Below are 17,068 nucleotides of genomic sequence, written 5' to 3'. Positions count from 1 at the left end.
TCAACTATTTTTAATAATTTCCTCAATACTTTTCTTCATGCTTTTTGATGGTTTCCATTGAAAAGATTCATAAAATAAAGTAGAATCCATCATCATGTTGGGGTAGGTATTTTCTACTTCAAGCCTTTTAATCTCGACAGTTGGGTGAGGGCTCGTATTTTCAACTTGTTGTTTTATTATTTGTGCTAATTCAAGAACACTTAGCTGCTCTTCTGAACCTAAATTATATACACGCTGATTTATTTGATTTCTCTTTTCAATTAGAATATTAATTGCTTGAGCGGCATCCTTCACATCTAAACGCTGTAATACCTGACTTCCTCCAAATACCTGAATTTGATTATGTTCAAGAGCTGATTTTATCATTTTTGAAACAAAATCGACATCATTGTCTACTCCAACTAAAGCTGATAATCTTAATGAGGTTAGCTTCCCTTGCTTATTAACGAATCTCAAGTTTTCCAGAAAGGATTCAACCGCATATTTAGCCTGGGAGTAAGTTGTTTTAGGGTTTATCGGTGATTTTTCCGACCAAGCATATTCCGTCGAATTTCCATATACACTTTGTGAGGAAATATTTATGATATATGGGACCTGATGCAAACATGCTTTCATAAAAAGTTGATTACTAATGGCTACACTTTTAGCAATCTCAAAATCACCTGTATGTAGTCTTGCAAAACCCAAATGTGCTAAAGTGTCTACAGATCCTAGAGATATTCGATCCTTTTGAAAATCCTCATAATCAAAATAATTGAAGTCTGAACCAAAAAGGTCTTTTAGTTTTTGTTTATCCCTCCCTAATAACCAAATCTCAAATGATTGCTTTTTCTTTATCTCCTGCACAAGGTGTCTTCCCAACAGTCCACTTGACCCTGTTAATAATAGGACTGGCTTTTCAATGCTCTTATAACCTGGATTTAGTGCCTTAAATTGTTCCGAGACTTTATGATTACTATCAATTAAAACTACTTTGTCAGCTGTCTGACGCATCCCGAATTTTCTCCTATTTATATTTATTTGGTTTCTACCTTTATCAATACCAAGGAACTCTTTTACACAAGATTCTACCTCATTAAAACCCATTAATGACCGCAATCCCGTAATTCCAGTAAACCTTGGATTCATTTCAAAAATTTTAAGACCTTTTTCTGTCATTCGGCCCTGAATATTGATTGGCCCTCTTAAGCCCAGCTTTAACAATTCCGGGGCTAGTTGGTCAATAACTTCCCACATTTCGGGCTGATCATAAGGTAAAATTTCAATAGGTACCCCGCTTCTGAGCTTATTGTAAGAAGCCATTTTACCAAGCAAATTTTGATCTTCCCCATAAACCAATTGAATGGAAATTTCAGCAACTTGTGGATTGATATTCTTCTCGATTTGAGTCTGAAAAACAGCGTAATTAGGGTCAGATTTTAAGGGCGCCGCAAGTTCTTGAAGTATGTGATAGTCTTGGATTTTTTCTAAATCTTTCTCTTGCCTGATAATTTCAATTCCTCGCGATGCAAAACCTCCACGTGGTTTTGCAATGAAGGGAAAATTCACAATTCCTTTCTCAAGATTATCTCTTATTTCCTCCTTTTTATAGCTCTTTACAAAAATGTTGACTATCGGGTTAAGAACTTCGCTCATTCTCTCTTTATCACGACATAGTTCAATCAACCCTACATCAGAGACAATCGTTTTTAAACCTGCTTTATTAAATTTTTCAAGGTTTTTAGCATATAAAAGAGCTTCATCATCTAAACCTGGAATCACCAAATCAATTTCATAAGATTCACATTTCTTTATGAGATCATCAATAAAGCCTTCCTCGTAAATTGATTTTGTATAATCAAATGCATCACATTCATAGGACCCATATGCATAAGGATTTGTACCAAGCCCTAATGTAAAAAATGAAATATTTGAATTCTTTAGAGAATTAATTACGGATTGACCTACACCACTTCCAATACAACTAATAGCAACTCTGTATTCTTTCATTAATTAATCATGATTTATAGAATCAACTATTTTGCTCAATTGCAGCTCTGTTAATTCTGCATATATAGGCAAACATAAGATTCTGCTAGCAATATCCTCTGCTATTTTACAATTGTGACTTTCAATGTATGGCAATTGCTCTAAACTTGGAAAAAAGTACCTTCGAGGAAAAATTTTTTGCGATTCTAACCGTTTTTTCACCTCCAATAAAGAAGACTCAGAGGAAAATATTACCGGATAATATGAATAATTCCATTCTGTTCCTTGGCGAATTTTGATTGTACTTAATTTGGAAAAATCCAGATATCGATCATAATATTCACAAACACGCTTACGCTCGGAAAAAATATAATCCATATAAGGCAATACACACAAGCCCATAGCTGCCTGTAATTCGCTCATTTTGGCATTAATTCCTAATCCAAAATACTTTTCCTTGCCTTTATGACCAAAATTATGGCGATAATGTAATTCCGAATAGGTCTCTTCATTTTGGCAAAATAATGCCCCGCCTTCTCCTGTATGAAAGATTTTGGTGGCATGAAAACTACAGGTACTCACATCTCCAAAATTAAAGATGGACTTACCTTCAAAAGTTACTCCAAAACAATGGGCTGCATCATAAATTACCTTTAGATTATATCTATTAGCAATGCTTTCGATTGCCTTGACATTGCATGGGTTTCCGTATACATGAGTTGCTAAAATTGCAGTAGTCCTCTTTGTGATTGCCTCTTCGATTTTGCTTTCATCTATGGTAAGGTAATCAGGATGAATATCTACAAAGACCGGCTTACAATTTTCCCAAATAATACTAGCACTTGTCGCAACATAAGAAAATGGAGTGGTGATAATTTCTCCTTCTTTCCCAAAAACTTTTAATGCTATTTGGATAGGAAGGGTGCCATTAGTTGTGGGAATAATATTTTTTACACCTAAATAATTTTTAAGTTTTAAGGAGAGTTCTTTCAATAATTCCCCATTGTTTGTTAACCATTGATTTTTCCAAATTCGTTCAAGCCTTGATTGATACTCCTCTAGGGGTGGAAAAAAAGTTTTTGTAACAGGTATCATAATGAATTTACGCAACAACAATAATGAATTCGATAGGTCCAGGTTCAGTTACTTATTGGGTATAGGAAAAAGAAATAAGGCTTCGAAATCACTTATTATTAGGCATAATGATAGGTTATTTGGGATTTTTGGGTGAATAATGAAATAATGGCAATTAGGAATAAAATGATAAACTCAAATTTATTTAAGCAATACTCTGGTAAATTTATTTCAATTACTCTTTTTGACAAATTCATTTTAAGAATCCTCATTAAAAGGTCGTGGATTTGAATTTCAATCTTTACTTCCTGATAGGATATAACCTGACACATATTTGGAAATAATTTGACTTCCTTTTATCAAAAAAAACGCCTCCGTTTCCAGAGGCGTCTTTTAACTTTATTTCTTCATCTTTTATGGCCAACAAATAAACCACGGGTTCAACAGGTTCTCCTTATTATAAACCAATGGACTATTATTAGGCCATTGTAAAACTTGACCACCATTAGCTAAAATTACTCCATGGGCCGCAGCTGTATCCCATTCCATGGTTGGGGCAAATCGAGGATAAACCTGAGCTTTTCCTTCAGCTACCAACATGAATTTTAAGGAAGAACCCATAGAAACCACCTCAGCTCCAGGATATCGATCAATAAACTCTTGGGTTTCTAAACTCAAATGAGATCTGCTAGCAACTATTGTTTGAATGGAAGAACTAGGCTTTTTATCAAGCTTTATTGCCTTTTCCGATCCAACTTGCTTCCAGGCTCCTTCTTCCTTATTCCCCCAATAAAGCCAATCCAAAACTGGTGCATAGAGTACTCCAATTACCGGAGTATCTTGATGAATCATAGCAATATTTACTGTGAATTCACCATTCCGCTTGATAAACTCCTTGGTTCCATCCAATGGATCAACCATCCAGAAATATTCCCAGTTTTTACGGATTTCAAAGGGTATTTCCTTGCCTTCCTCTGAAAGAATTGGCAATTCTGTGGATTTTAATGCTTCCACAATTACCTCATGGGCCGCACGATCTGCTAAAGTCAAAGGGGAATCATCACCCTTCAACTCCACACCAAAATCTGCAGAATGGTAAACTTTCAATATTTCCTGTCCCGCAGCCTTAGCGGCTTCTTTGGCAATGTCCGTTAGGTCTTTAATATTCATCAATTTGATGGTTATATGTTCATGGTTCAAAGTTCAAGGTTATACTGGCAAAAACCTTGAACCCTGAAACTCCAACCTCTTGATACCTGATCCTAGCTACTTGATACTAGCTTCTTGCTACTTAAATAATCATCCCCGCTCCTACCGTCTCATTGGTATTTGGATCGATCAAAATAATAGATCCCGTCTGCCGGTTTCTTCGGTAGGAATCTTTAAAAATAGGCTGAGCTGTACGGATTGAAATTCTAGCGATATCATTCATTCCTATTTGGGAAACTCCCTCTATCCGATGCAGTGTATTTACATCCACTTTGTATTGGATTTCCTTGATCATTGCCTGACATTCCTTGGTGGTATGCTTTAAAATCATCTTTGTACGTGCTTGTAAAGCCTGCTGATTCATCCAACACACCATCACTTCCAAATCCTGAGTTACTTCTGGTTGATTATTTGGACGAACAATCATATCTCCTCTACTAATATCAATTTCATCCTCCAAAGTCATGGTTACAGACATCGGTGAAAAGGCTTCATCAATAGCTTGGCCATTCAATTCGATGGATTTAATTCGGGATGTAAATCCAGAAGGTAAAACCTTTACTTCATCTCCAGGCTTGAAAATTCCCCCATCAATTCGGCCAGCATAGCCTCTAAAATCCTGATGCTCCAAAGTATGAGGTCGAATTACCATCTGAACCGGAAAGCGGCAATCAATATGGTTGGAATCCGAGGCAATATGAACATGCTCCAAATGGTATAGCAAAGTAGAACCCTCATACCAAGGCATATTTTTCGATCGTTCCACCACATTGTCACCTTTTAAGGCAGAAATAGGCACAAACTGAACGTCTTTGATATCCAACTTGGAGGAAAATGCTTCGTAATCAGCCACAATTTGATTGTAAACGTCTTCCGAATAATCCACCAAATCCATCTTGTTGACACAGACTACTAAATGAGGGATTTTCAATAAAGAGGCAATAAAGGAATGTCTATAGGTTTGCTCCAATAATCCTTTCCGAGCATCCACCAAAATAATAGCCAAATTAGCGGTAGAAGCTCCTGTGACCATATTTCGGGTATACTGAATATGTCCAGGAGTATCTGCTATGATAAACTTCCTCCTTGGTGTGGCAAAGTAGCGGTAGGCAACATCGATCGTAATTCCCTGCTCTCTTTCTGACTTAAGTCCATCCGTCAACAAGGAAAGATCCACATAATCAAAGCCTTTCTTTTCAGAAGAAGCTTTGACTTGTTCAATCTGATCTTCAAATATGGACTTGGAATCGTAAAGCAAACGACCAATTAACGTGCTCTTCCCATCATCTACTGATCCAGCTGTTGTGAAGCGTAATAGTTGATTATTTTCTTGTATGGACATTATTGTTAAATGTTAATCGTTAAGGGTTAAAAAGTTAAATGTTCAGGGTTTTGGGTTCATAGTTCAAGGTATTTTCGTCACTGCGAGGCGAGGAACGAACCGTGGCCCGCCTCCCGAGGGGCAGGCAGTCTCTATATTTTTAAAAGAGATTGCTTCGTCGGCTTTTTGGCCTCCTCGCAATGACGGCAATAGTGAAAATTCTTGGTAAATGGCACTTGATACTTGATACCTGCTACTTGATACTTAGAAATACCCCTGCTTCTTCCGGTCCTCCATAGCTGTCTCTCCCCGCTTATCATCAGCTCGAGTTCCTCGTTCTGTTGTCCGAGTAGTTGCTACTTCCTCTATAATCATTTCCAGGCTATTCGCAGAAGATAGAACTGCTCCGGTAATCGGCATATCCCCGCATGTTCTATACCGAACCGTCATGCGATCCACCTTTTCTTCTGGTTTTAAGGTGATGTATTCCGAATGAGCCAAAATCACTCCATCACGGACAATACAGTCCCTCTCATGGGAGAAATAAAGGGAAGGCAATTCAATCTGCTCTTGCAAAATATATTGCCAAACATCCATTTCCGTCCAATTTGAAATGGGAAATACCCTGAAATGCTCACCGATATGCTTTCTCCCATTGAAAAGATTCCACAGTTCAGGACGCTGATTTTTGGGATCCCATTGTCCAAATTCGTCTCTATGGGAAAAGAATCGTTCTTTGGCTCGCGCTTTTTCCTCATCCCGTCGAGCGCCTCCCATAGCTGCGTCGATTTTATATTCTTCCAAGGTATCCAAAAGAGTAACCGTCTGAAGCGCATTTCTACTGGCATTAACCCCGGTCTCCTCTCGTACTCTCCCCTTGTCTATACTTTCCTGAACAGAACCCACGATTAATTGCACACCCAACTTTTCTACCAAGGAATCCCGGAACTGAATTGTCTCCGGGAAATTATGCCCCGTATCTATATGGATTAAGGGAAATGGAATCTTAGCAGGGTAAAAAGCTTTTTTGGCTAAATGAGACAAGACAATACTGTCTTTTCCTCCAGAAAACAAAAGAGCAGGCCTTTCAAACTGTGCCACTACTTCACGAATCACGAAGATCGCTTCAGCCTCCAGTTCTTTTAAATGCGGTAAATAATAGGTTCCCATTAGGTGTTTTAAATTTTGCTTAATCTTTTCTCTACTATTATTCGAAACGAGCTAGTATAGTATTCCTATTTTGATGTTAAAAGTTAATAGTTAATAGTTAACAGTGTTTTTAGATTGAATTACCAATTTTCTCACTGTTATTGAGATTATCTTCAATTCATAATTCAACATTCCTAATTCCTCACTTTTAATTCTTCATTCCTCATTCTCCATTCTTAATTCTCCACTCTTCATTCTTAATCGGCTATCTTTTTCAATACAAACTCAATTACCTTATTAACTGATTCCTGTAATTCTTCCTGGTCTGAATAAATATGAACTGCTGGATTTTCAGGTTTCTCATAAGGAGAATCAATACCTGTAAAACTCTTAATCACCCCGGCTCGAGCTTTCTTATAAAGCCCTTTCACATCCCGCTGCTCACAAACCTCTAAGGGACAATCCACGAAGACTTCAATAAAATTTTCTTCCTCTACCAATTCAGCCACTAATTTTCTTTCGGATTTAAAGGGTGAAATAAAGGATGAAATCACAACCAAACCTGCGTCTAGCATCAATTTGGCAACCTCTCCAATACGTCGAATATTCTCAACTCGATCTTGATCAGAAAAACCCAAATCCTTACATAATCCAGTCCGGATATTATCTCCATCCATTGAAAAAGTCATATGCCCTTTTTCAAATAGCCTAGCTTCAACAGCATTTGCTATGGTGGATTTCCCAGATCCAGAAAGCCCTGTAAACCAAATCAATTTCGGGTTTTGATTTAATCGCTTTCTGCGATCGGCTTTGGAAATTTTAAACTCCGTAGGATGAATATGATTCCCCATCTTAGAAATAATAGTTAGTAATAAAAATCAAGACGGTGATTGAATAAATCAGGGTCAAAGGTAAACCAATTCGGAAAAAATCCGAAAAACGGTAATTCCCAGGACCCATAATCATCAAATTTGTTTGATACCCAATCGGGGTCATAAAATCTGCCGATGCAGCAAAAGCAATGGTTACGAAAAATGGTGTCAAAACTCCTCCTGATTGGAGACCCAACTCATAGGCAATAGGAAACATAATCGTGACTGCAGCCGCATTTGTAATCAATGTGGTCAAACCCAAAGTCAGAATAAATAGCAAAGTGAGGGTTCCCCAAACAGGAATTCCAGGACTGATATCCAAGAGAATCTGAACTAAAAAACTTGCCATTCCCGACTTCTGAATGGCCATTCCAACTGCTAATGCGGAAACCAAAATGACCAATAAGTCTAAATCTACTGCTGATTTGATCTGTTGAACATCCAAAACCTTCGCAAGCAACAAAAACAAAATCCCTAAAAACACTGCCAAGAACAAGTCAATTAGCCCTACAATACCAATTAAGAGCAAGCCTACAGCTAGAATGCTTGGGAGAATTCGTTTCCAAGAAATTTCTCCATCCAATTCTCCTGCCTTAGACAAAATGATCAAATCCCTATAGCTGGAAGAATTTCGAGATTCCTTGGAACAAAGCATCAACAATAAGTCACCTGCCTGCAATACGGTTTCTCCTAAGTTTCCGCTTACCTTTTCCCCTTTTCTATAAATAGAAATTACCGAGGACTTAAATCTATCTCGGAAACCCATTTTTTTCAAGGATTGACCAATCAAGGAACTCCCAGTAGGTACAATAGCCTCGGTCAAATCAGAAAAGCCATTTTCTTGTACATGTGAATGCTCAGGTAAAATCAATCCATTTTTTTCATTGATCAGATTCAGAATGGCTCCAGTTTTTCCTGCAAAGAATAATTGATCTCCAGCGAAAATCTTTTCTTCAGAATCTACCGCTGTAATCAGCTCATTTCCCCGCTTGATTTCAACCAAAAACAATTCCTTCAAATGTCGCAGCCCCGCTTCCTCAATACTTTTTCCAATTAAATTGGATGAAGAACTGACCTGGGTTTCTACCAAATACTCATTCAAATGCCCGATCACTTCCTCTTTGCTTCCCTTTCGATCAGGCAGCAACCTATTCGAAAAAATACTGAGGTAGGCTAAACCCAAAACTGTTACCAGTAATCCCAGGTAAAGAAAATCCGAAAAACCTAAAAGTGTCAAACCAGCTTGATCAATCAAACCATTTAAAACCAAGTTTGTAGAAGTTCCAATCAAGGTGATCATCCCTCCCAGAATAGTCGCATAGGAAAGTGGAATCAAAAACTTGGAAGCCGAATAATTATTGGTATCTGCCCAGTTTTTCACAAAAGGAATCATAAAGGCCACAACCGGAGTGTTATTCAAAACAGAAGAAAGCCCAGAAACCAAAAGCATCATTCGGACTCGAAACTGGGAAGGCTTCAATTCCTTTTTGAATAGCTTAAAGAAAAATCCTCTGCCCAAATTTCGTTGAATCCCTGCAGTCAGGATGATCAATAAAAAAATTAGAATGATTTGCTTATTCGCTAAGCCTTGAAGCAAATCTTCCACTTGGATTATCCGAAGAATCATCAAAGCCAATACCGCTCCCAAAAATGCCAATGAAGGTCTAATCCACCCCCTGAATAGGGTAAGGATTAAACTAATGACAATAAATAAGGTCGCTAATATTTCTAAAGTCACGAAAGTGTAAGCGGTAAAAGGTTAATCGTTAATAGTTCACGCCACAATAGGCAGGCAAGGTTCAAAGTTCGAATTCCTCAATAAGATAGGGTTTATTTGTTATTGGTTAAAGGTTATTGGTTCGGAGTCAATTATGGGAAATTGTCGAAGGTTAATCGCCAATTGGAGGGAAATACATAAAAAACCACAAAGCGCACCAAGTTCACAAAGCTTTTTTTAAAAAATTTCTTTGTGTTCTTCGTATCCTTCGTGGTTAATTTATCTTCGCGTTCTTTATGTCCTTCGTGGTTATTTAGATAATTACCCGCTTAATCCCATTTTTCAAAAGCTGCACATTAAAATTCACCAACAAACCCAAGCGATTCCCTGAAAGCTTCATATAGGTCATAATCTGAGCCAGATGCACCGGATGAAACTCTTCTACAGCTTTCAATTCGACAACAATGGAATCTTCAACCAATAAATCAATCCGATAACCTGCATCAAACTTGATTTCTTCATATGTAATGGGCATGGGTACCTGCGTGGCAACCTGCAAACCTGATTTTTGAAGTTCATAGGCCAGACATAATTCATAAGAGCTTTCGAGTAACCCAGGGCCTAGTGCCTTGTGAACATTAAAACAAGCATCTAAAAGTTTCTTATAATTTAATTCAGTCAAAAAGTCCATTTTAAAAAGATTGTTTAATAATAACTAAATATAAAAAAAATAAAACCTCTAAGAACACCAAGTTCACAAAGCTTTCTTAAAAATATTCTTCGTGTCCTTCGCGGTAAAATAAAAAACCACTAAGAGCACCAAGTTCACTAAGCTTTTTTCTTTAATTATTCTTTGTGCTCTTAATGTCCTTTGTGGTTCAATAATTCTTCGTGCCCTTCGCGGTAAAATAAAAAACCACTAAGAGCACCAAGATCACAAAGCTTTTTTTCTTTAATTATTCTTTGTGCCCTTCGTGTCCTTCGTGGTTTAACTCTTCGTGTCCTTCGTGGTTGATTAATCATTATTCCAAAAATAGACCACAGACGCCTGCGCCATCACACTCGTCAGGTTCTTTCCCTTCGGGAAGTCAGGGGTGCTACTTGGATCCAACTGCCACTGATAATTTCGGGCATGGATCAACTGCAACTTGGAACTCAACAACAGATTCCCAAACTGCTTGTCATATAAAAAGCCAAGAGAAAGGTCAACCCACGGTCTGCGTTCAGTGAATTGAAGTAAGGCTTTATAGTAAAAATCCTGATTATTTGCCAAACGTTCAAATAGAACCCCCATCTTATCAATTCCATCAACGAGAGAAATTTCTAAAGTCTGTACATTTGATCCTGTACCAATTCCTACCCCTAATGGCTGCCCATAATTCACAAAGCCTCTTGCCCTCCCATTTGTATGCCAAGTCCCCGCACCAGAAAGCCCATATCTTAAATATCTATTAACAGACTCTTGCTGATGAGTAATTTCAGATCGAATCTGAATAGTTTTCTGCATTTCAGGAATTTCAAATAACTGATTAAACCCAAAAATAAAGGCACGCGCATGTTCTGGGTTTAGGATAAATTCTCTCCAATCATATGCATGATCTCTTCGGCCAAATTCGAAATAAAGCTCCGATTTAGTTTTTGGAACAACCAATCGACCAAAAAGAGTAATCGTTTGATCACGTCCATTGGCATCAAAATCCACTGAATTGCCATCATTGAAAAAGTTCTTTTTCTGAAATCCTTCAAATACAGGAAACCAATCATAAAAGGTATTTCCCCGATTGGCATTGTATTGCTGGAAAGTTCTGGAAAAACCAAAGTAAAACCCTTTTACCCATTTTGGATTCCAAGAAAAAGTTACTGCATTTACATATCTAGAATCTCCTGTAAAAGGAATAAAATACTGATCATTCAACTCTTGGTTTTGAGATGGATCAAAACCTGAATTTTGCAATTTCCCTATCACCATTTGCAGCTCAATATTTCCCAAAAATGTTTTTGCAGGCTTGGTGGTATTAATAGTCCAATGCGGAAAGCCTTGCGCATTATTGGAAAAAGTCAAGGCATTAAACTGTCCAGGTCCCCACCAGATATTTTCTGTACTCCCTCCTATTTCAAACGCTCCATATTGAATGGTAAGTTTGGATTGCCCCCACCATGGGCGAAAATAAACTCCGTTTCCAAAACGTTCAGGATTGTCTCCCCAATTCCATAAGAAAAACCTACTTCTAATCTGAGCAATTGTCATTTCATTTAGAGAGGTTGGGAATCCTGAATTTTGAGCAATTACAATTTCTGGACGAAAACTTAGATTAATAAATTTATAATTAGCCTGAATCCCGCCTGAAAAATAGGTCTGAAATCCGGGATTAGGGATTAATCCATAATCCCCCCATCCATAAGGGCGACCTGTCAGAATTCTTGTTGTATTGAGAAAAGGTAATACTCCTACTTTGATTTCTTCACCTAGGTCAATTGGTAATGTTAACTCTTCTGTGATCCTATATAAAGAATCATTTTTTATAATTGGACGAAGCAAAAAAGATCCTTGGGAATAGTCCGAATTTTCCAGCTGATTTCTTCGAACCAATTCTTCTAAAACAGGAAATCCCGCCGGAATTACCTGAGCGGGAAGCGCTTGAATAAAAAGAAAGAAAATGCCAGTAAGTAGTATTCTCAAAATAAAGCGGGTATGAGCTCTAATAATTTCTTAAAGTAACGGGAATACAACCAAAAATAATTGGTTTTTACCCCATTTTCTAGACAAGCCCGTAAATCTTCTTGGTTTATAATGAGGGTGCTTTTCCAGGATCTAGTGCTTAAACCTCCGGTGCGCATCTTCATGATATCCAAAGGAAGGTAATGATGACTTAAATGATGTTTATGGAGGAAACGAACCAATAATTCAAAGTCAGCTGCTATTTGATAATCTGTTCTATAGTAACCGTATTTTTCAAAATTTTTCTTGTAAGTAAAAAATGTAGGATGGGCTGGGATAATCCCCCTCTTAAACTTATGCTTGGCAAAGCGCCCCGAACTGTAATAGCGAACTGTCTTTTCCAAATTTTTTGGATTCACAAAACGTATATCCCCATATACACATTGAGTTCCAAATTCCTGAAAGGCATTCACAATCTGGGAGATGGAATCAGGTCTATGGTAAAAATCATCCGAATTAATAATCCCCACCACATCTCCTGTAGCCATCCGGATTCCCTTATTCATGGCATCATATAACCCATTATCTGGTTCGGAAATCCACTGACTAATGGTGTCCTGATTTTTCTGAATAAGCTCTACCGTACCATCTTGGGAACCACCATCTACAACGATGTATTCAATATCCGGATAGTCCTGCGAGGCTACGCTATCAATGGTGTCCTGAAGTGTTAATGCAGAATTATAGGTGACTGTGATTATGGATACTTTCAATGGAATCGTTAATCGTTAATCGTTAATCGTTAATCGTTAATCGTTAATCGTTAATCGTTAATCGTTAAATAAAAATTTAAAACAAATTTCGAACTGTATTTTCCAAAATACCGAACATAGAACCTTGACCAATTATCTGGAAATTTCTCGCTTTCGAACAGCTTTAGCAGGATTTCCTTGGTAAATGGTAAATGGTTCTAAATCATGAGTCGCCACCGAACCAACGGCCAAAACCGAATGAGAAGAACATATAACTCCTGGGCAAACTACTGACTTTGCTCCAATCCAAACTCCTTCTTCCAAGGTGATAGAGCCTACCATTAAATCAAAACTGGGCTTTTTATAATTGTGATTCCCTGTCAGCAGCATGGCTCCTTGAGAAATACAAACATTTGATTGGATTTCAACTTTCGTGAGATTATCAATCCATACATTTTCCCCTATCCATACATGATCTCCAATTTCTAAAAACCAAGGATATTTGATATTTACATGAGGTTTGATGACAACGCCTTTTCCTACTTTAGCTCCAAAAAATCGAAGCAAAGCCACTTTGAATCCAGAGAATGGATTTAAAGAACTTTTTAAAAATAACAAATTCACCAAATACCAAACTCCAATTTTCAGTTTGGAACCTGGCTTAAACCAGTCATTTTGAAACTTACCTAAATCTGTTTTTCCCAAAGCTTAGAAACCAAATAATTTTTTGTACTGTGATAAAAAATCATTGTCCTTCAAATACTTATTGGCTACTTCTTGAGCACCTATGCAATATTGATCATATTTCTCTTGGCCCATTTTTGCTGCATCCATAATAATTTCAAGTAGCCTATCAGGTTCTTCCAAAGAAAAGTCCCATCCTGCTGGATATTGTTGAAGATTTTTCCAAGGTGTACGATCAGATATGATTACTGGTCGACAAGCATGAAAAGATTCATAAATGGCATGCCCAAAATTTTCCCCCAAAGAAGGAAGAACAAAAAAATGCGCATTTTGTAAGCAACTTGTCACCTGAGAAGGGTTTATTTCTCCATGATAGGTAGTCTTAACATGAGCAGGAAGTTTTTGAATAAACGGTTGACACTCTTCCCAATAATCCGAATCCTTTATAGGACCATAAACATCTAATTCGATTTGACAAAAGGGAAGTACTTTGGACAGTGTTTCAAATAATTCCTTGATATTTTTTTTTGCAGTAATTAAAGAGATAAACACTAAATGCAAATACCCTGATTCTTTTTTAATAGGCTTATAAACTGGGGTGTCTATTTTTGGCGTATCATAGGCCAAACAGACATTTGCATGAGGAAAGTTTATTCTGATATCTAGGCCTTCTTGTTGATCAGTAGCATGCCATTGAATATTTCGATGCAGTTTCAATATTTTAAAAAACTTCAAATAAATCTTTTTCTTAAAAGGCTTAACAGACAATGCCCCCCGCTGCAACATTCCCCTAGGCGCTACTACCCAACGGGCAGAAAAAGGCAAGTGATTGCGAAGCAACAAGGGAAACAGTACAAAAGAAGGAGTAAACATCCCATTGATATACACCACATCTGGCCGAACAGTAATCAATAGTTTCTTAATTTGAGCAAATCCCCTTGTATTTGCTTGGCTATACCAAACATGCACATTTGAGGTATATTGTACCCATTGATTACTAGGAACATTCAGCAACTCAAGGGAACCCAAATCGTTGTTACTAGTAAAGATAAATATCTCAAACTCCCCAACTAAACATCTAGACAAATTATCAAGGGAACGAATAATTCCCCCTCCCTTATAAGCCGGGGTGAAAAAATCATAAAAGATGAGAAGCTTATTCAAAGACTTGCCGTAATTCCTTCTTTTTGTGCAATATCATGCAATGCACTAAATAGCTGTTTATGGTAATTCTCCACAGTATATTGTTGGGCTATTTGGGAGGCCTGTATCCCCAAACGCTCAACTTCGTGACGATTCTCATAACAATACTGCATTTTTTCTTTGAGGGCTGATATGTCACCTACTGGCACCACAAAACCTCCTCCCTGTATTACTGCATCTTTTGCGCCTGTATTTTCAGAAACAATTGCAGGAGTACCGCAAGCCATCGCTTCTACTACTGTTTGAGCCCAACTGTCCAAATAAGATGGGAATACAAAAACATCAGCCTCTTGATACTGTTTCACTAATTCTTCGTGATGCAAAAAGGGCAAATAATGAAAAACGCCTTCATTTGCTTTTAGTAATTCTTTCCCATCAGCCATAGGCCCTATCAAAACCAATTCAGAATTTGGGAGCGAAAGTTCTTGAAAGGCTTTAAATAATAAATCCAGACCTTTTCTTCTTGTAATTGTGCCCACAAATAAAAACCTAAATAATGTGCCATTGTAATGATAGGTTTCCTTTGGGACAAAGTTTTCCTGATTGACTCCTAAATTTACCACATGAATACGCTCTTTGGAATACCCTTGTTCATATAGAGACTGAGCGGCAAAAGAAGAAAGAGTAAGAATATGATCAGTATACACTAAAGCTGCTTCTTTACGAGCATCCATGTAGTCCTGTTCCTTTTTAGTTATATCATCCTCAAAACCAAACCTTTCTACAATATCTTTAATAGCTTGATGGTGGATTTGCGCCAAATCCAATACCGTAATCTTCCCAAGATCTTTTGCCTTTTTAAATGAGTGGTAAGTAGTGTTTTCGTAGCCAATCAATAAGTCAAAATCCTTATGACATATAGCATTTGCTACATATTGATCAAACCATTTATATGTTGTCTTTATTGTAGAAACCAAATTACCTCTAAATATTTTTTGGATTAAAAATAAAATAGGAGTTGATTTAATTTTATCTGAAGGTATAATATCAAAAACACGCTTCTTTAACTCTTTCTGTATTTTAGATGGAAATATGGGCAACCAATACTTCTTAACAGAAATCATGGTATAGAACACTTGTAAATAACCATTTTTCCATAAACCAGAAAGTAAAAATCTAACATATTGAGTATTCGGATGTGAAACAATTATTTTTATCTTATGACTTGACATATTTTACATTTATAAGATTTTGAGAACTTCTAATATAATATGCTCTATCTAAAAACATTATTTGCAATATAAAAAAAACTCCTTGATATGCACTAAACACAATCATACTATTAATAAAAAAAATAAAAAATAAAAACTTAACTGAGATAGGGAGAAATGTCCTCCTCAAAAATACAAATAATAAAATCAATCTCAATATAAATAATATGTAACCACCCTCTAAAACTATTCTTGCTAACTCACTCTCATAATAGCCATATTCCTGAACATAGCGTGATTCTCCAAAAAGAGCATTTGCTCCCTGATAGGTAGATCCCAAACCTACACCAAATAAAGGATAATTACCTCTAAAATCCCAAATATCTATGTAAGAAAAAAAAATCCTGTCACCAAGGTCAGTAGTACTGTTCACACGAACCATAAAGTTTTCATACATTTTAATAACAGTATCTTGTAAACTATTATTCAAACTGAATAAAACAAAAATTATAAAAAAACTTCTTATAGCTAATCCAGCCAATTTTAAATTAGTGTTTAGGTTATTTACTGATAAAAAAGCAAACAAACTGATCAGTATATAAAAACCAACTGCTCCCCTTGATCCGCTCATAAAAGCAAGCAAAAGACCTAAACCGAAAACAAGTAAAAGTAAAAAGTTTTGCTTTCTTAAAAGTAACAAATACCACCCTAAAAAGGCAAAAAAAGGGATCATCGCCTGCATCCCTCCAATATAACTAAATGTCCCTGATATCCTTACAGCATCTCCAACGCTAGCAGTATTATCTTCCCCAGAAGCAAACTGATTTAAGAAGTGGGTGCCAGGTAAACTGTATTGTAGGGTAGATATTGAAAACTCAATAAGTAAAATCAAAACAAGCAGGGGAACAAATTTTTCCAATTCCATCCATTGCCTTTTTTGTAAATATCCTAACCATACTAACCAGTAGCCTAAATGCAACAAAATTCCAAAAAACCCATGAAAAGTTGTATGGTTCATTGGGTTAAAGGCAGTAACTATCAAGTATCCAATGTACAGCCAAAAGATGAAGGGTGTTTTAAATCTTGAGGAAAGGTGGTTTCGAGATACTATTCCATAAAAAACAAAGGGCAATATTAATTGAAAGAAAAAAATAAGGTTTCCTAAAGTTCCTGGTCCCACTACCCATTTCCGGATTGCTCCGCTGAAAACAGTAAATACAATCAAGAACCAAACTGCTCCCAATAAAGCATTCCCACCCTGGAAGTTACTTTTTGGGAAAAGGTTCTTTGGTGAAAGTAAGCCTTGCAA

General features: G+C 36.9%; 14 protein-coding genes. All 14 read right to left on the bottom strand.

The genetic code is table 11. The features are described from left to right. Entirely contained in the window at positions 1-1,989 is a 1,989-nt protein-coding gene (locus NY014_RS02085) for an NAD-dependent epimerase/dehydratase family protein (RefSeq protein ID WP_259412875.1), read from the bottom strand. A gap of 3 nt (positions 1,990-1,992) precedes the next feature. After that, a complete protein-coding gene (locus NY014_RS02080) occupies positions 1,993-3,063 on the bottom strand; it encodes a DegT/DnrJ/EryC1/StrS family aminotransferase (RefSeq protein WP_259412874.1) in 1,071 nt (356 codons plus the stop codon). A 393-nt stretch (positions 3,064-3,456) separates the two neighbouring features. After that, a complete protein-coding gene (cysQ, locus tag NY014_RS02075) occupies positions 3,457-4,212 on the bottom strand; it encodes a 3'(2'),5'-bisphosphate nucleotidase CysQ (protein WP_259412873.1) in 756 nt (251 codons plus the stop codon). Between the two features lie 121 nt (positions 4,213-4,333). Continuing rightward, positions 4,334-5,593: a sulfate adenylyltransferase subunit CysN gene (gene cysN, locus NY014_RS02070; RefSeq protein ID WP_259412872.1), complete on the bottom strand. Its 1,260-nt coding sequence runs from the start codon at positions 5,591-5,593 to the stop codon at positions 4,334-4,336. A gap of 243 nt (positions 5,594-5,836) precedes the next feature. Beyond that, positions 5,837-6,742, bottom strand: coding sequence for a sulfate adenylyltransferase subunit CysD (gene cysD / locus NY014_RS02065; RefSeq protein WP_259412871.1), 906 nt, complete (start codon positions 6,740-6,742; stop codon positions 5,837-5,839). Between the two features lie 236 nt (positions 6,743-6,978). Further along, positions 6,979-7,572, bottom strand: coding sequence for an adenylyl-sulfate kinase (gene cysC, locus NY014_RS02060; protein ID WP_259412870.1), 594 nt, complete (start codon positions 7,570-7,572; stop codon positions 6,979-6,981). 1 nt (position 7,573) lies between these two features. Then, the gene (locus NY014_RS02055) at positions 7,574-9,331 is read right to left on the bottom strand and encodes an SLC13 family permease (RefSeq protein ID WP_259412869.1); all 1,758 of its coding nucleotides are present in this window, start codon (positions 9,329-9,331) and stop codon (positions 7,574-7,576) included. 292 nt (positions 9,332-9,623) lie between these two features. Further along, positions 9,624-10,001 carry a GxxExxY protein gene (locus NY014_RS02050; RefSeq protein WP_259412868.1) on the bottom strand — a complete coding sequence of 126 codons (378 nt, stop codon included), beginning with the start codon at positions 9,999-10,001 and terminating at the stop codon, positions 9,624-9,626. 324 nt (positions 10,002-10,325) lie between these two features. After that, positions 10,326-11,990: a capsule assembly Wzi family protein gene (locus NY014_RS02045; RefSeq protein WP_259412867.1), complete on the bottom strand. Its 1,665-nt coding sequence runs from the start codon at positions 11,988-11,990 to the stop codon at positions 10,326-10,328. Beyond that, positions 11,987-12,742 carry a glycosyltransferase family 2 protein gene (locus tag NY014_RS02040; protein WP_259412866.1) on the bottom strand — a complete coding sequence of 252 codons (756 nt, stop codon included), beginning with the start codon at positions 12,740-12,742 and terminating at the stop codon, positions 11,987-11,989. The genes NY014_RS02045 and NY014_RS02040 overlap by 4 nt, the downstream gene beginning before the upstream one ends. 132 nt (positions 12,743-12,874) lie before the next feature. Beyond that, entirely contained in the window at positions 12,875-13,426 is a 552-nt protein-coding gene (locus tag NY014_RS02035; RefSeq protein ID WP_259412865.1) for a WcaF family extracellular polysaccharide biosynthesis acetyltransferase, read from the bottom strand. Between the two features lie 3 nt (positions 13,427-13,429). Next, a complete protein-coding gene (locus tag NY014_RS02030; RefSeq protein ID WP_259412864.1) occupies positions 13,430-14,569 on the bottom strand; it encodes a glycosyltransferase in 1,140 nt (379 codons plus the stop codon). Then, positions 14,566-15,780, bottom strand: coding sequence for a glycosyltransferase family 4 protein (locus tag NY014_RS02025; protein ID WP_259412862.1), 1,215 nt, complete (start codon positions 15,778-15,780; stop codon positions 14,566-14,568). The genes NY014_RS02030 and NY014_RS02025 overlap by 4 nt, the downstream gene beginning before the upstream one ends. Beyond that, on the bottom strand, positions 15,767-17,068 hold the full coding sequence (locus tag NY014_RS02020) for an O-antigen ligase family protein (protein ID WP_259412861.1): 1,302 nt from the start codon (positions 17,066-17,068) through the stop codon (positions 15,767-15,769). The genes NY014_RS02025 and NY014_RS02020 overlap by 14 nt, the downstream gene beginning before the upstream one ends.

It is taken from the genome of Algoriphagus limi, from assembly GCF_024919275.1.
GTDB classification, from domain to species: Bacteria; Bacteroidota; Bacteroidia; order Cytophagales; family Cyclobacteriaceae; genus Algoriphagus; species Algoriphagus limi.
This window is presented reverse-complemented; position numbering and strand designations above follow the sequence as displayed.